The sequence below is a fragment of the Actinomycetospora sp. 2LY8.5 genome, from assembly GCF_057180585.1.
This window is the reverse complement of the sequence record NZ_JBXUHE010000010.1, coordinates 62,307-77,556: the sequence shown is the minus strand read 5'-3', so window position 1 is coordinate 77,556 and position 15,250 is coordinate 62,307. Positions and strand designations below refer to the sequence as shown.

Below are 15,250 nucleotides of genomic sequence, written 5' to 3'. Positions count from 1 at the left end.
CCCGCTACGCCGGCCTCGCCGGCGACTACGCCGGGTTCGAGGTGTGCGCGCTGCTCGAGGCCGTCGCGCACTCCTCGGCCGAGGACCCGCGCTCGTCGCGCATCCGTGACGCGGCGCTGCGGGTGGCGCGAGCAGTGCTCGCCGACGAGCCGGGCCCGTCCTGACGGGCGATGTGACGGGCGACGTGACGGGCGACATGATCGTGGGGGCTTTCCCGACCCTGTCGGCGTGCTGTGTCGGATTCGTCGGCGTGGCCGCCGCGCCGAACCACCTCGCCGGCCCAACCAGTTTCGTCCGCGCGGGCCTCGCGACGCTCCCGGTGCCCGTCGGTCACCACCGCGAGGGCGACGCCGGCCACGAGGGCCACCTCGCCGAGCAGGGCCACCGGGCCGGGCACGGAGCCGGCGAGCAGGGCGGCGAACAGGAAGCCCCAGGCGGTCTCGAGCGCCATGAGCTGGCTGACCAGCACGGGCGAGAGCCGGGCCGCGGCGGCGTGCCACGCCCGCACCGCCAGCCACGAGGACACCAGGCCGAGGAAGAGCACCACGAGCAGCGCCCGCACCGGCTCCGCGGGCACGCCCTGGGTCGCGAGCAGCCAGATCGCCGCGGGCAGGGCGAGCACGCCGGCGGCCAGGCCCTGCGCACCGGCCAGCACCGGGCCGAGGTCCGGACGCGCGGCGATCAGGCGGTGCGAGTCGATGCCGTACCAGCTCCAGGAGGCGACGGCGACCAGCGCGAGCACGGTCCCGACCACCGCGGACCACCCGCCGGGCCCGGGCACCGGGGTGAGGTGCACGAGCACCTGCCCGACGCCGACCAGCGCCAGCGCCGGCAGCAGCGCCCACACGCCCGCGACCCCCCGCCGGTTGGACAGCAACGCCATCACCACCGGGACGAGCCCGATGGTCGCGACGGCGATAGTCGGGCCGGCGAGGCGCACGGACAGCGCGACGAGGGCGTAGTAGAGCAGCGAGCCGGTGACGGCGTGGGCGATCACGCGGCCCCACGGGATGCCGGCGCGCAGCACCGCGCGCGCCTGGGGCAGCGACACCGCCCCGAACGCCACGAACCGGCCCATCGCCAGCAGCAGCGCGGGGGCGAGCGGCGCCAGCTCCGGCGCCACGAACACCGCTCCCCACCCCGCGCCGGCCAGGGTCATCGCAGCCAATGCGGTCCGTCTCGACATGCCTCCCGTCATGACTCCACGATGCGCCCGCGGGTGCGGGTGATGTCGGGCTATCTGTGGGTCGGTGTCCGTCTTCGGTGCACGATGTACCCATGACTGCGCCAGGACGTGCACGATCCGCCCAGCCGGCTCTCGACCGCGTCGACCGGCGGATCCTCGATCACCTCGCCGATCACGGAAGATCGAGCATCGCCGACCTCGCCGAGGCCGTGTCGATCTCGGCGTCGTCGGCGCAACGCCGTCTGCGGCGCCTCGAGAACGAGGAGGTCGTGCGCGGCTACCGGGCGGTGCTCGACCCGGAGGCGGTCGACCGCGCGCTCGTCGTGCACCTGGCGGTGACGCTCGTCGACCACACGGCCACCACCGTGGGGCGGTTCGAGCGGCACATCGTCGACCTCGCGGGCCTCGTGAGCTGCCACCACGTCACCGGCGACATCGACTACCTCATCCGGGTCGACGTGCAGGACGTCGAGGCACTCGACGTCCTGCTGCGCCGGACGCTCGCGCGCGTGCCGGGCGTCGCGCGGTTCACGACGATGGTGGCGACCTCGGCGCTCGTCGACCGGGTCACGCAGGTCTGAGCAGGACGTCAGCCCGCGGTCAGCCGGTCGACCTCGGCCAGCAGGTCCGAGACCTGCTTGACGACGCTGAACCCGTCGCGGGCGTAGCGCGCCGCCACCGGGCCCTTGGTGTGCTTCCAGTCCTGGGCGAGCGAGCGCTCGACGGCGGCGGCCAGCGAGTCGGCCAGCGCCTGTCGGTCGTCGGTCTCGGGCACGAGCACGCCGACCTCGTCGGTGACGAAGTCCCGCGGCCCCCCGGAGTCAGCGCCGATCACCGGCGTCCCGCACGCCATGCACTCGAGGAACACCAGGCCGAAGGGCTCGCGGTAGGACGGGAAGACGCCGACGTCGGCGCAGGCGAAGATCGTCGCGAGCTCGGGCTGCGGGCGCGGACCGAGGAAGTAGGTCCGCTCGAGGCCGAGCTCGGCGGCGAGCTCGTGCATCTTGACCTGCTCCTCGACGGGTCCCGAACCCGCGACGAGCGTCAGCACGCGCCGCCCGCCGCGCTCGTAGCTCGCGGCGGCGCGCAGCAGCGCGTCGAGGCGCTTCCAGTCGGCGAACTTGCCGACGAACGCCACGACGGCGTCGAACCCGCCCTCGGGCGCGACGGCCTGCGGCACGAAGCGCAGCGGAGCCGCCGCGCGGGACGCGGGCGACGGCTCCCGGCCGTTCCCGTCCGGCGGCTGCGTCGTGAACCCGGCGAGCACCCGCGCGCGGTCGGCGTAGATCTCCGGCGCGAGGTGGAAGGCCTGCTGGTTGTAGCCGTTGTGCGAGAGCACGATGCGCTCGCGCGGGAACTCCGGGAAGACCGAGGAGAAGGCGTCGACCTGTTCGGAGGAGATGGCGGCGACGACGTCGACGCCGCGCTCCGGGCCCGCCGACCAGTCGAAGATCTTCTCTTCCTGGATGAACGGCAGGAATCGCCACGGGAACTCGGCGGGGTTCTCGCCGCGCTGCTCCTGGACGTACATCTTGAGCTCGGTGCCGTGGGCGAAGTCGAGTAGCGGGATGCGCGGCCGGCCCGCGGCGACGCGCGCGCGGACGACGTCGCGCATCACCACCGCGTTCATGAAGGCGTGGTGGGCGATGAACAGCGAGAACTCGTCGCCCGTGGTGGCCTCGACGTCGTCGATGAACGCCGTGACCTCGGCGGTCAGGCGCGCCCGGTAGGCCGCCACCTCCTCGGGAGGCATGGCGTGCCACCGGTAGCTGCTGACCGGCGAGATCGACTCGCAGATCGGGATGTCGTGCTCGAGCGCGAACACCCGCACGTCGTCCTCGCCCGCGCGGGTGCGCTGGACCCGTGACGGATAGATCGAGTAGCAGCGCACACCGGGCAGCTCGTCGTAGGCGCGGTGATGCGCCTCGTGGAGGATCCCCGACCCGGGGGCGAACTCGCCGTCGCGCTGCCAGTTGTTGGTACCCAACTGGAAGATCAGCCGGTCGCCCATGTGGTCGTCTCCCCGCGTGAGTGATCGTCGCGGCGAGCCTAGGCCGCGCTACACATCGCCCAGCGCCAGGCCCCGGTAGTTCTCCGCCAGCGCACGACGAGCCGACTCCGAGGTCTCGATGTGGTGCAGGTGGGACAGGGCGAGCTGCTCGTCGAACGGGTCGCCGTCGGGGTTCACGTGCAGCATCGTCGTCATCGTCCAGGAGAAGTGCGACGCCCTCCAGACGCGGCGCAGCGCCGTGTCGGAGTAGGCGTCGACGAGGCGCTCGTCCTTGGTCGCGAACCAATCGCCCAACGCCTCGGCCAGCACCCGCACGTCGGCCACGGCGAGGTTGAGGCCCTTGGCGCCGGTCGGCGGCACGATGTGCGCCGCGTCGCCGGCGAGGAAGAGCCGCCCGTGGCGCATCGGCTCGGTGACCAGGCTGCGCATGGGCGTCACCGACTTGTCGGTGATCGGCCCGCGGGCCAGCGTGAACGACCTGTCGTCGAGCGCGAAGCGGGCGGCGAGCTCGTCCCAGATCGCCTCGTCATCCCACGACAGGGGGTCGGTGCCGTTCGGCACCTGGATGTAGGCGCGGGTCACCGACGGCGAGCGCATCGACGCCAGCGCGAATCCGGTGCGCCCGCGGGCGTAGATCAGCTCGTGCGACGACGGCGCGACGTCGGCGAGGATCCCCAGCCACGAGTACGGGTAGATCCGCTCGAAGCGGCGCACCAGGCGTTGGGGGACCGCGCGCCGCGACGGCCCGTAGGACCCGTCGGCGCCGACGACGACGTCGGCCTGCAGCACGTGCTCGGCGCCGTCGTGGCGGTAGCGCACGCTCGGCGAGTCCGTCTCCACGTCGTCCACCGAGAGCACCTCGGCGTCGAACAGCAGCGGCTCGCCCTGCTCCAGGCGCAGCGCGACGAGGTCCTTCGTGACCTCGGTCTGTGCCCAGATCATGACGTGGCGGCCGGTGAGCTCCTGCATGTCGACCCGGACGCCGCGCCCGGCGAAGCGCAGCTCGAAGCCGTCGTGCGGCATGCCGATCTCGTCCATCCGCGCGTCGGCGCCGACCTCGCGCAGGGCGTCGACGGTGCCGTGCTCGAGGATGCCCGCGCGCTGGCGGGTCTCGACGCGTTCGCGCGGCCGGGCCTCGAGCACGACCGCGTCGACCCCGCGCCGCCGCAGCAGGTGCGACAGCATCAGGCCGGCCGGACCGGCGCCGACGATCGCGACCTGGGTGCGTGCGGGCGCCGGGGTGCTCACGCCGGCGTCGCGGTCGTCGTGGCCGGCGGCTGGGCAGGGCCATGCGTGGACAGGTCGAGGAAGACCGTCTCGCCGGCGCCCTGCATGCGCACGTCGAAGCGGTAGCCGGGGCCGGTCGGGCCGCCGTCGGGCACCGCGACCAGCGTGGCGCGGCGCGCCTCGTCCAGGGACGCGAGCAGCGGGTCGGCGGCATTCGCGTCCGCGTGGTTCGGGAAGTAGACGCGGGTGAACAGGTGGTGCAGCAGCCCGCGCGCGAACACCGCGACCGCCAGGTGCGGCGCGTGCGGCGAGCCGGCCGGGGCGGCGGGGCGCAGCGTGCGCAGGTGGTAGTCGCCGGCGCGGTCGGTCGGGACGCGGGCGAACCCGGTGAAGCCGCGGCCGTCGCGGTGCAGGGACCCGGGCCGGGTGGGCAGGCGCCCGTCGGGGCCGGCCTGCCAGAACTCCAGCAGCGCGTCGGGCACCGGGGCGCCCGCGCCGTCGCGGACGGTGCCGTACAGGGTGATCGCGCCGGGCGTGCCGGCCGGGACGACGTCGCCGCCGCCGTCGAAGGGCAGGCCGAACGCGAAGAACGGCCCCACGGTCTGGGAGGGCGTGAGGTCGAGCATCAGACTCCGTCCGGGTCCTGGGGCGTCGCGTGCGCGCCGTCGAGCACGATGTCCCAGGTGTAGCCCAGGGCCCACTCGGGCCGGGTGACGTCGTGGTCGTACGCCGCGATCAGACGCTGCTGGGCCTTCTCGTCGGTCACCGACTGGAAGATCGGGTCGAGGCCGAAGAGCGGGTCGCCGGGGAAGTACATCTGCGTCACCAGACGCTGGGTGAACGCCGTGCCGAACAGCGAGAAGTGGATGTGCGCGGGGCGCCAGGCGTTGGTGTGGTTGCGCCACGGGTACGCGCCCGGCTTGATCGTCACGAAGCGGTAGCGGCCGTCGTCGTCGGTCAGCGCGCGTCCGCCGCCGGTGAAGTTCGGGTCGAGCGGCGCCGGGTGCTGGTCACCGTCGTGGCGGTAGCGCCCGGAGGCGTTGGCCTGCCAGATCTCGAGGAGCTGACGGCGGACCGGGCGGCCGTCGCCGTCGAGCACGCGACCGGTGACGATGATCCGCTCGCCGAGCGGCTCGCCGGTGTGGTGGCTCGTCAGGTCGGACTCAATCGGCGCGACGTCGCGGGCGCCGAACACCGGCGCCGCGAGCTCGGTCAGGCTCGGCGGCGAGACCACCAGCGGCTGGTGCGGAGCTCGCAGCGCGGTGCTGCGGTACGGCCCGTAGGCGCGGTCGGGGTGGCCGGCGGGGAGCGAGGGTGCGCCGGCAGCGGCGGCGATCTCGGCCGAGACCTCCTGCTGCGTCGCAGGCTCCTGTGGTGCGCTCACCCTGGTCAGGGTGCCCGCTCCGCCCGCCGTGCCAGAATCGAGCTTCCGGTCAGCAGAAGGAGCCACGGTGAGCCCAGCGCAGGGCGGCCAGAGCGGGCCGTCGGTCACCGAGCGCGTGCTCGGGATCCTGTCCGCGTTCGGTCCCGACTCCGAGGCGCTGACGCTCTCGGGCATCGCCCGCGCCGCCGGGCTGCCGCTCTCGACCGCGCACCGACTCGTCGGCGAGCTGGCCGCCTGGGGCGCGCTCGAGCGCGACGAGGACGGGCGCTACCGGATCGGCCTGCGGCTCTGGGAGGTCGGCGCGCTCGCCCCGCGCAGCCTGGGCCTGCGGGAACGCGCCATGCCCTACCTCGAGGACCTCTACGAGGCCACGAGGCAGAACGTGCAGCTCGCGGTCCGCGACGGCCACGAGGTCGTCTACGTCGAACGGCTCGCGCACCCGGAGGCCGTCCGGATCTTCAGCCGCGTCGGCGGCCGGATGCCGCTGCACGCCACCGGCGTCGGGCAGGTCCTGCTCGCCTTCTCCCCACCGGCGGTGCAGGAGGACGTGCTCGCCGGACCGCTCCCCGCGCTCACCCCGCGCACGATCACCGACGCCGCCGACCTGCGCCGCGCGCTCGCTGCCGTGCGCCGCGAGGGCGTGGCGGTCTGCGACGGGATGGTCGACCTGCTGTCGCTGTCGGTCGCCGCCCCGGTGCGAGGCGAGGACGAGCAGGTCGTCGCGTCGTTGTCGGTCGTCGTGCCGAGCGCGGGCGCCGAGCCGCGCTCGATCGTCCCGGCCGTGCGCGCGGCCGCCCGCGGCATCTCTCGGACCCTCGGCGCCCCGTCGGCCCGGCAGCGGCCGCTCAGCGTGGTCAGGCCGGTCGCCGACGGCGCATGACGACCTGCTTCGCGTGGGCCACGCCGTCGCGCCCCGTCGGGCGGCCTTCGCCCCGGGCAGCAGCGCGGTGACGGTGATGCCGTCCTCGCGCAGTTCCTCGCGGATCGACTCGGCGAAGGAGCACCCGAACGCCGTGGTGGGCCCGTGGACGGGCTCGGAGGGGGTCGTGGCCGACACCGCCCTGGGTGCCCACCAGGGTTTGACCGGACCTCGTGACCGGCGACACCTCGGGTCCACCACGACCCGGAGGTCACCCGTGCGCCCGTTCGACGACATCGACCGCCTCGCCACGTCGCCCGCCCTCGACAAGGTCGCCGCGCCCCTGCGCGACGCGGTCCACCAGGTCCTGCGCCGCCAGGACGTCAAGGACGCGTTGCACGGGGTGTGGATGGGCCATCCGCTGCACCCGATGCTCGCGCAGCTCTCGCTGGGCAGCTTCGTGTCCGCCGGGGTGCTCGACGTCCTGCCCCGGACCCGCCGCCCGGCGACCGCGCTGATCGCCCTCGGGCTCGTCTCGGCGGTGCCCACCGCGGCGGCGGGCTGGGCCGACTACGCCGACGGTCACGAGGAGCAGCAGCGCGTCGGCGTCGTCCACGCGGCGGCGAACGCCACGATGCTCGCCGGCTATGCCGCATCGCTGGCGGCGCGCGTCCGGGGCCGCGGCACGCGCGGCGCGCTGTGGGGCTGGGCGGCGCTCGCCGTCGGGTCCGCGGGCGCCGCGCTGGGCGGGCACATGGCGTATCACCAGGCGATGGGCGCCAACCACGCCCAGGGCTACCCGCACATCGGCCCCGGCGGCTGGACCGACGCCGGCACCGTCGCCGACCTGCCCGACGGCGCGCCGGCCCGGCGGATCGTCGGTGACGTCGGCGTGCTCGTCGTGCGCCGCGGCGAGCAGGTCCACGCCCTCGCCGACCGCTGCGCCCACGCCTCGGCGCCCCTGCACGAGGGCGAGGTCACGAACGGCGACGGCCCGCCGTGCGTGGTGTGCCCCTGGCACGGCAGCGTCTTCCGCCTCGACACCGGCTCGGTGGTGCACGGCCCGGCCACCGCGCCGCAGCCGACCTTCCGCACCCGGGTGCGTGACGGGCGTCTCGAGCTCGCCGTCACCGGCTACGAGGGCGTGCCGGCGAGCTGAGTCACGAGTGGGCGTACGCGCTCGTCGGGCACCCTCGACCGTTCCCGATCCGGAGGTGCCCGATGACCGCGCACGCCCTCGCCGACTTCCCCACCGAGGGGTTCGACCACTTCCGCCAGGCGTTCATCGACGCCGACGCGGCCCGCGAGTGCCGCAGCGCCCGCGTCTTCCACGGGGACGGCGACCGCGTCCTCGTCCTGCTCGCGTTCGACGACGCGGACGCCCGGGCCCGCTGCCGCGCCGAGATCGAGAAGGACATGGCCTCGGGCGGCGACATGGCCCCGCCGGTGATCACCGAACTGCGCGAGGACGACGATCTCGTCCCGGCGGCGCGCGCGTGAGGCGGCCTACCTGCGACGTCCGGGTGAGCGCCCGGCGACCGTCGGGCGAACCCGACCCGGCGGTCGTCCGACTGCCCGGGGCCTCGCGACTCGGCCTCCCGCACGCCGTGCCAGGGTGGAGCCGCACACTTTTCAACCTCCGATGGTCCAGCTCCGCTTCGCTTCGTGTCCGTCCCCATGGTCCAGCTCCGCTTCGCTTCGTGTCCGCCTCCGGCCGACGAGCCCGTCGCCGAGGACCGCCCGCCCCCTCGGGAGCATCCCCGCATGACGTCCGGTCCGGCTTCCCCGCCCGCCGAGCGGCCCGCCGAGCCGCCCGCCGACCCACCCTCCTCCAAGCAGGGGTACCTCTCCGATCACGAGCGCCACATCGCCCCGCACGTGATGGTCTACGTGTTCGCGTTCGTGCCGTTCATCGCCTTGATCGCGGCCGTCCCGCTCGCGTGGGGGTGGGGCCTGAGCTGGCTCGACGTGGGGCTGACCGCCGGCTTCTACGTGGTCACGATGCTGGGCGTCACCGTCGGGTTCCACCGCTACTTCACCCACGGCGCCTTCCGCGCCCGACGTGGCCTGCGGCTCGCGCTGGGGATCGCCGGCAGCATGGCCGTTCAGGGCCCGATCCGACACTGGGTGGCCGACCACCGCCGCCACCACCTGTTCGCCGACAAGGAGGGCGACCCGCACTCGCCGTGGGCGTTCGGCACCTCTCCGGCGGCGCTCGTGCGCGGCTTCTGGCACGCTCACATGGGCTGGATCTTCGAGCGCTCACTGACCAACCAGAAGCGCTTCACCCCCGACCTCCTCGCCGACCCGGACATGCGCTTCGTGCACCGCGCCTTCACGTGGCTGACGGTGTTCAGCCTCGCCGCGCCACCGATCATCGGGGGCCTCGTGACGTGGTCGTGGTGGGGCGCGGTCACGGCGTTCTTCTGGGCGAGCCTCGTACGCGTCGGCCTGACCCACCACGTCGCATGGTCCACGAACTCGATCTGCCACCTCGTCGGCGAGCGGCCGTGGGGCGCGCGTGACCGGTCGACCAACGTGTGGCTGCTCGCCATCCCCAGCATGGGCGAGTCGTGGCACAACCTGCACCACGCCGACCCGACCTCGGCGCGCCACGGCGTCGGCCGCGGCCAACTCGACATCTCCGCGCGCACGATCTGGCTCTTCGAGAAGCTCGGTTGGGTCTCCCACGTCAAGTGGCCCACGGACCGGCGCCTCGAGCGACTCGCCGCCCGCGCCGCTCAGTAGGCCCGGCGGTAGCGGGCGTCGAGCACGCAGTAGAGGCCGAACGCCGCGAGTCCGACCGAGATCGCGACGAGGGGCGTGACGCCCTGCCAGCGCCCGACCAGCTCGCGCAGCGCCTCGTCGAGGCCGCCGACGCGCTCGGGATCGGCGCGCAGGGCGCCGACGGCGAACAGGGCGCCCACCGCCCCGAACGCGAGGGCGCGCGCGACGTTGCCGACCGCACCGAGCACGACGCCGGCGCGGCGCGCCCAGGTCGGCAGGTCGTCGACGAGGTCGCCCATGAAGGTGCGCGCGACGCCGGTGTAGATCATCGTGCCCGCGATGACGATGATCGCGAGCGCGACCGCGCCCACGAGCAGGTTGCCGGCGGGCAGGTCGAGCAGGGAGGCGACGAGCCACTGGGGCCCGGCGCGGCCACTGGCGGCGTCGCCGAGGACGGTCCGCGCGGACACCACCGCGACCGCGAGCACCGCGATCGCCTTGGACGCCGCGCCCACCCGCTTGCGGACGCGCTCCCCGCCGGTCACCCACCGGAAGCCGGCGACGCTGGCGCTGACCTGCCAGACCGCGAACGCCACGAGACCGGCGACGAACACCACGAGCAGCACCACGCCGGCCGGCCCGACCGCGGCCACCGCGGAGACCGCGCCCTGCTGGTCGACCTCGGACGGGGCGTCCCCGAACGCCAGGCGCAGCCCGAGCGCGGCGACGAGCAGGTGCACCGCGCCGTAGGCGACCAACCCCACCCGCCCCAGGATCTCCATGAGACGGCTGGGCGCGTCGCCGCCGCCGTGGACGGTGCGGTCGGCGGCCTCGTGGACGGCGTGCTCGGCGGCCTCCTCGACCGCCTCCACGCCGCCCTGATCGGTGGTCATCGGCGAGGCATCACCCGCCGCGGCGGTCGGCGAAACCTCAGAAGTCGGGCCCGTAGTCGGTCGGCACGGCCTCGGCCATCGGCACCCGCTGCAGGTGCACCCGCCGGGCGAAGCGGATGACCGGCCGGACCAGCAGCTCGACGCTGCCGATGACGAAGAACCAGGTGCCCACGTAGGTCGTCTCCTCGGAGAAGAACAGGATGCTCCCGACGAGGAACCACAGACCGACGAGGATGTCGTTGACGATCGACAGCACCTCGTAGCGCCGCCGGATCACGAGCTCCTCGCGACCCAGCTTGTAGATCAGCGGCGGGGCGTGCCCGCTCGGGGTCTCCCCGCTGGTGCCGCCCGTCGGTGCGCTCATGGTGCGGAGCTTGCCCGCCACCCGTGGCGCGCGTCAGGTGCGGGCGCCGAGCGTGTGCACGTGCCGCTCGGCCGTGTCGGCGTCCTCGCGGGCGCGGTCGGCCTCGCGGCGGCGGGTGTCGCGCTCGCGGCCGGCGGTGTCGGCCCGGTCCCAGGCGGCGCGGCGGGCCTCCTCGGCGGCGTCGAGGCGGGCCCGCAGGTCGCTCACGGTGGCGTCGGCCTCCGCGGCCTCCTCCGTGGCGGCGTCGGCGGCCTCGGAGGCCTCGCGGGCCTGCTCGGCCAGGTCGTCGGCCCGCTCGCGGGCCTCCCGGGCGGCCCGCTCGGCCCGCTCGCGCTCCTCGCGCTCCCGGCGCTCCCGGTCGGCGCGCTCGCGTTCCTCCTGCTCCGCGCGCTCGCGGTCCTCCTGCTCGCGGGTCTGCTGGTCGTCGCGGATGTCGTCGGTCTCGTCGTCGTCCTCGTCCGGCTCGTCGGGGGGCGCGGGGCGGGCCGTCCGGCGGTCCGGGCGGAGGTGCGACGGGCGGGTGGGCCGGTCGCACCGGGCCGAGCGCGCGCCGGAGGCGGGGCCGCCCAGTGCCGCGCTGATCCCGCCGTCGCCGAGCCCGGGCCCCGCCTCCATGCCCCCGGCGAGCTGCCCGCCCGCCAGGGCACGGGCCGCAGCCGGGTCGGCCAGTGCGGCGCCGATGGTGCGCTCGAGCTCGCGGACCGCGGGATCGCCGAGGCGGACGGCCTCCTCGCGGGCGATGCGCCGACCCCGCTCGACCAGCGCGTTGATCAGGCCGTGGCGCTGGCGGGAGAGCTGGCGCAGCGCGTCGCCCTCGAGCCTCTCCTGCGCCTCGCGCAGCGACCCGCCGAGCTCCTCGAGCCCCTCGATCTCCTCGGGGTACTCGCGCGCCAGCCGGTTGGCGACCCACGCGGCCACCGACGGCTTGCGCAGCGCGCCGATCTCCTTGGCGAGCTCGCGGTCCCCGGCCTTGCGGACGTCCTTGACCATGGCGTCGCGGACCGGGATGAACTCCTCGCGCCCGATGCCGTAGAGCAGGTCGGCCGCGTCCTCGAGTGAGGTGGGGAGATCCTCCTGGGTCCCGGGCCCGCTGCTCATCTGTGCACCTCGCCGCTCTCGTTCACGCCGGCGGCGTGGGTGGGAACACCGTGCCCCATGGCGCCTTCTCCGCGCACGCTCGCTCGCCGGGCACGCCGTCAGGTCCTGCGCCCGGTGTGGTTCCTCGCCCGCGCCGGGCGGTCGAGCGGTCCCGAACGCGAGGCCGTCGTCCAGGCGGCGAAGGCCGCCGCCGCCGCGGGGGCGGCGTGGCTGCTCGCGCACTGGGTGCTGCAGGCGCCGCAGCCGTTCCTCGCGCCCTACGCGGCGGTGTTCCTCGTCGTGCAGGTGACGGTGTACCGGTCGGTGCGCGACGCCGGGCAGCAGCTCGCGGTGGTCACGACAGGCGTCCTGCTCGCGCTCGGGGTCACGCTGCTCACGGGCTCGGTGGTCGTCGGGCTGGTGCTCGTGGTGCTCGTGGGGTTGCTGCTCGGGCGGTTGCGGGTGTTCGGCGAGCACGGGCAGTGGGTGGCGGTGACCGCGCTGATCCTGGTCGGCCAGGCCGGACCGGCGGCGAGCTCGCCGGTCGAGGCGGTCGTGCGTCTCGCCGAGACCGCGGTGGGCGCCGCGGTGGGCGTCGTCGTCAACATGCTGGTGCTGCCGCCGGTCTACCAGCGCGACGCGGCCGCGGCGCTCACCGGCGTGACCGCCCGGCTCGCCGAGCTGCTGCGGGGCATGGCGTCGACGTTGCGGGAAGATCAGGAGGCGCGCTCGGACCTCGCCCACGACTGGCGTCACCGCGCCCGCGCGCTCGACGGGGAGGCGCGCCGCGCGCGGGACAGCGTCGCCTGGGCGCGCGAGAGCCTGCGGCTCAACCCGCTGCGCCGCCGCCTGCGGACCCCGTCGCCGACCGCGGTGCTGGTGCCCGCCGCCGACGCGGTGGTGGAGGTCGCCGCGCACGTGCACGACCTGTGCGAGGCGGTGGTCGACGCGGCGGAGGAGGCGGGGGACGGCGAGGACGCCGACATGGACCCGCTGTTCGTCGGGTCGTTCGCGGACCTGCTGGATCACCTGGCCGAGGCGCTCGAGGAGATCCGCGACGATCCGGGCGCGCTGTCGCCGCGCTCCGACCGGAACCCGCCGGGGTCGAGGGCGCTGGAACTGATGACCGCGGTGCACCGCGACGCCGCCCAGCGCCTCCCCGGCGCCTCGGGCCAGGTGCGCGCCGGCTGGAGCGTCGAGGGCGCCCTGCTCAACGCCGCCCAACGCGCCGTCGTCGACCTGACCGGACGCCGCCCGACCCGAGGCCCGGCGGCGGACTCCGAGGACTCGGGGTGATGGTGGCCGTGCGAGCGATGCGGCATCGCTGGCGTCTGACGCCAGGCTCGCCACATCGTCGCTCGCGCGACACGCCGAGGTAGGTGGGGTGTGGGGTGCTCCAGCGTGGCGGCCACGCCGACATGTCCATCACAGCACGCCGAGGACGGGAGTTTTCCCCCGACGACCCGGTGGTTCTCCCCATCCCCCCTCGTCTCGGCGCTCCGTAGCGTCCTGAGTCATCACGACCAGCAACCATGGGACCGCGAGGAGGTGCAGCTGTGCGTCGCTGGTGGACACGACGAGCGCGGGCGGAGGACTCCTCGACGGAGCCGCCCGAGGGGCCGCACCGACCGGAGGACGCCGACGATCCCGACCCGCAGCCCGCACAGGACCTGGGCGCGACGCCGCCCCGACGGCGTCCCCTCCCCGAGGCGAGGCTTCTCCGCGAGCAGCGCCCGCGGCGGTCCACACCGCGCAGCGGCCGGAGCGCGCCGCCCGACTAGATCGTGGGGGCTTTTCTGATCCTCTCGGCGTGCCGAGTCGGAGTCGTCGGCGTGGCCGCCACGCCGGAACAGCCCCGCACCGCGCCGGCTTCGGCGTGTCCCGATGGCGAGGATGTGGCTCTCCTGGTGTGAGACGCCAGCGATGCCGCATCGCTCGCACCGGCAGGGGCGTCAGGCGCGGCGGGTGACGACACGGGCGAGGCCGGGCGGATCCGCCATGGCGGCGGTGGCGGGGCCTTCGAGCACCGCGCCGTCGGGGGCGAAGCGCGAGCCGTGCAGCGGGCAGTCCCAGCTCTCCGCGGCGTCGTTCCACACCACGATCCCGCCCAGGTGCGGGCACACGGCGCCGAGCTCGTGCTCGACGCCGGCGACGCGGCAGCGCGCGATCTTCCCGCGCGAGGTGGTCTCCACACGCCCTTCACCCTCGGCGAGCGAAGCGCCGGAGGGCAGATGCGGCCGCGCCCAGCCCGTCGCCAGGTACCGCCCCACCTCGCCGTTCGCCTTCGCCAGGCCCGGCAGCGCCGAGGCGGTGGGGGCCCGGTCGGCGCGCAGGGCGTGCGACCAGGGGTTAGCCCGCCCGACGACGTGGTCGCGCAGGGCCAGCGCGGCCGCGGTGCCGCCCGTCATCCCCCACTTCGCGAACCCCGTCGCCACGAGGATCCGCGGCTGCCAGCGCATCGGGCCGACGAACGGCAGCCCGTCCTCGGGCAGGTAGTCCTGCGCCGACCACCGGTGCGTGATCTCGCGGACCCGGAAGCGCCGTGCGGTCCAGTCGGCGAGAGCGCGCTCGTGCGACGACGTCGGCGAGCTCGCCCCGACGCGGTGGCCGAAGCCGCCGGTGAGCAGGCGCCGGTCGCCCTCGATCACCGCGGTGCGCAGCGAGATCGTCGGGTCGTCGGCGGAGAGGTACATCGCGTCGGGCAGCTCCCCGTCGACGCGCACGGCCTGCGCGTACGAGCGGCTCGGCTCGACGCGCGCGAAGTACAGCCCGCGGTCGAGCACCGGCACCCCGGTGGCGAGCACGACCTGCTCGGCGCGCATCTCGCCGTGGTCGGTGCGCACACGCGGTGCGCCGAGCAGCGAGACGCTGCGCACGCGCGTGTTCTCGCAGACGAGCTGGCCGCCCTCGTGCAGCTCCTGGGCGAGGTCGGCGAGGTAGGGCATGGGGTCGAACTGCGCCTGGTCGGCCAGCGTCACGGCCTCCGACACCCCGAACGGCAGCCCGACGTCGGTCCCCAGCTCGGCGGGCAGCCCGGCGCGCCTCAGCACCGCCGCCTCCCGCCGCACGGCCTCCGCCCCCGCCGACGCGCGCCCCGCCGTCGAGAACGTCACCGAGCAGCGGCGCTCGAGGTCGCAGTCGGCGCGCCGGGCGCGGTCGAGCAGCCAGTCGAAGCCCGCGCGGTGGCCCCTGAGGTAGGCCTCGACGGTCTCGGGGCGGTGGAGCCGGTCGAGCGTCGCGGTCCGCGTGCCCTGCAACAGCGAGACCTTGGCGGTCGTGTTGCCGGTGGCGACGGACCCGATCCGGCGCGCCTCGATCACCGCGACGTGCAGCCCCTCGCGCGCCAGCAGGACCGCCGTCGTCAGCCCGGTGATCCCGGCGCCGACGACCGCGACGTCGACCCGACGGTCACCGCGCAGTGCCGGGTAGGTGTCGGGCTCCTCGGCGTGCTCGGGGTCGTGCCACGGCGAGAGCTCGTGGTCGGGCAGTGGTGGCGCCATGTCCGGGAGTTGTCCGGCCCAT

At 75.0% G+C, this 15,250-nt stretch carries 15 protein-coding genes; 6 read left to right on the top strand and 9 right to left on the bottom strand.

Annotated features, from left to right (window positions below):
* Nucleotides 1–25 precede the first annotated feature (25 nt).
* Nucleotides 26–1,198 (bottom strand): DMT family transporter, encoded by a 1,173-nt coding sequence (locus tag AC2A1K_RS14385; RefSeq protein ID WP_483896982.1) that lies wholly within the window; start codon nt 1,196–1,198, stop codon nt 26–28.
* An 80-nt stretch (nt 1,199–1,278) separates the two neighbouring features.
* Here AC2A1K_RS14385 and AC2A1K_RS14380 point away from each other — a divergent pair, with 80 nt between their 5' ends.
* Complete coding sequence (locus tag AC2A1K_RS14380; protein WP_483896981.1) at nt 1,279–1,767, top strand: Lrp/AsnC family transcriptional regulator; 489 nt, start codon at nt 1,279–1,281, stop codon at nt 1,765–1,767.
* 8 nt (nt 1,768–1,775) lie between these two features.
* Here the strand turns inward: AC2A1K_RS14380 and AC2A1K_RS14375 are convergent, their stop codons facing one another.
* From AC2A1K_RS14375 to pcaH, 4 genes are read right to left on the bottom strand one after another with little or no spacing between them, the layout of a single operon-like run.
* Entirely contained in the window at nt 1,776–3,197 is a 1,422-nt protein-coding gene (locus tag AC2A1K_RS14375) for a glycosyltransferase (RefSeq protein WP_483896980.1), read from the bottom strand.
* Between the two features lie 48 nt (nt 3,198–3,245).
* Nucleotides 3,246–4,445: a 4-hydroxybenzoate 3-monooxygenase gene (locus AC2A1K_RS14370; RefSeq protein WP_483896979.1), complete on the bottom strand. Its 1,200-nt coding sequence runs from the start codon at nt 4,443–4,445 to the stop codon at nt 3,246–3,248.
* The gene (gene pcaG / locus AC2A1K_RS14365; protein WP_483896978.1) at nt 4,442–5,050 is read right to left on the bottom strand and encodes a protocatechuate 3,4-dioxygenase subunit alpha; all 609 of its coding nucleotides are present in this window, start codon (nt 5,048–5,050) and stop codon (nt 4,442–4,444) included. The genes AC2A1K_RS14370 and pcaG overlap by 4 nt, the downstream gene beginning before the upstream one ends.
* Nucleotides 5,050–5,760: a protocatechuate 3,4-dioxygenase subunit beta gene (gene pcaH, locus AC2A1K_RS14360; RefSeq protein ID WP_483897074.1), complete on the bottom strand. Its 711-nt coding sequence runs from the start codon at nt 5,758–5,760 to the stop codon at nt 5,050–5,052. Before pcaH ends, pcaG begins: the two co-directional genes overlap by 1 nt.
* A 115-nt stretch (nt 5,761–5,875) precedes the next feature.
* Between pcaH and AC2A1K_RS14355 the strand changes: the two genes are divergently transcribed.
* The 4 genes from AC2A1K_RS14355 to AC2A1K_RS14340 all read left to right on the top strand — a co-directional run bounded on the left by AC2A1K_RS14355 (nt 5,876) and on the right by AC2A1K_RS14340 (nt 9,415).
* Nucleotides 5,876–6,688, top strand: coding sequence for an IclR family transcriptional regulator (locus tag AC2A1K_RS14355; protein WP_483896977.1), 813 nt, complete (start codon nt 5,876–5,878; stop codon nt 6,686–6,688).
* 13 nt (nt 6,689–6,701) lie between these two features.
* Nucleotides 6,702–7,826: a Rieske (2Fe-2S) protein gene (locus AC2A1K_RS14350; protein WP_483896976.1), complete on the top strand. Its 1,125-nt coding sequence runs from the start codon at nt 6,702–6,704 to the stop codon at nt 7,824–7,826.
* A 62-nt stretch (nt 7,827–7,888) separates the two neighbouring features.
* On the top strand, nt 7,889–8,167 hold the full coding sequence (locus tag AC2A1K_RS14345) for a hypothetical protein (protein WP_483896975.1): 279 nt from the start codon (nt 7,889–7,891) through the stop codon (nt 8,165–8,167).
* A gap of 381 nt (nt 8,168–8,548) precedes the next feature.
* The gene (locus AC2A1K_RS14340) at nt 8,549–9,415 is read left to right on the top strand and encodes an acyl-CoA desaturase (protein ID WP_483897073.1); all 867 of its coding nucleotides are present in this window, start codon (nt 8,549–8,551) and stop codon (nt 9,413–9,415) included.
* Here the strand turns inward: AC2A1K_RS14340 and AC2A1K_RS14335 are convergent.
* The 3 genes from AC2A1K_RS14335 to AC2A1K_RS14325 are packed head-to-tail and all read right to left on the bottom strand — an operon-like array spanning nt 9,409 to nt 11,749.
* On the bottom strand, nt 9,409–10,287 hold the full coding sequence (locus AC2A1K_RS14335) for a DUF1206 domain-containing protein (protein WP_483896974.1): 879 nt from the start codon (nt 10,285–10,287) through the stop codon (nt 9,409–9,411). The two genes, AC2A1K_RS14340 and AC2A1K_RS14335, sit on opposite strands and share 7 nt — an antisense overlap.
* Before the next feature lie 37 nt (nt 10,288–10,324).
* The gene (locus tag AC2A1K_RS14330; RefSeq protein ID WP_483896973.1) at nt 10,325–10,651 is read right to left on the bottom strand and encodes a YrhK family protein; all 327 of its coding nucleotides are present in this window, start codon (nt 10,649–10,651) and stop codon (nt 10,325–10,327) included.
* Nucleotides 10,652–10,684: 33 nt separating this feature from the next.
* Nucleotides 10,685–11,749, bottom strand: a complete 1,065-nt coding sequence (locus tag AC2A1K_RS14325) for a hypothetical protein (RefSeq protein WP_483896972.1) — start codon at nt 11,747–11,749, stop codon at nt 10,685–10,687.
* A 57-nt stretch (nt 11,750–11,806) separates the two neighbouring features.
* Between AC2A1K_RS14325 and AC2A1K_RS14320 the strand changes: the two genes are divergently transcribed.
* Nucleotides 11,807–13,024, top strand: coding sequence for an FUSC family protein (locus tag AC2A1K_RS14320; RefSeq protein WP_483896971.1), 1,218 nt, complete (start codon nt 11,807–11,809; stop codon nt 13,022–13,024).
* 656 nt (nt 13,025–13,680) lie between these two features.
* Here the strand turns inward: AC2A1K_RS14320 and AC2A1K_RS14315 are convergent.
* Nucleotides 13,681–15,228, bottom strand: a complete 1,548-nt coding sequence (locus AC2A1K_RS14315; protein WP_483896970.1) for an FAD-dependent oxidoreductase — start codon at nt 15,226–15,228, stop codon at nt 13,681–13,683.
* Nucleotides 15,229–15,250: the final 22 nt, after the last annotated feature.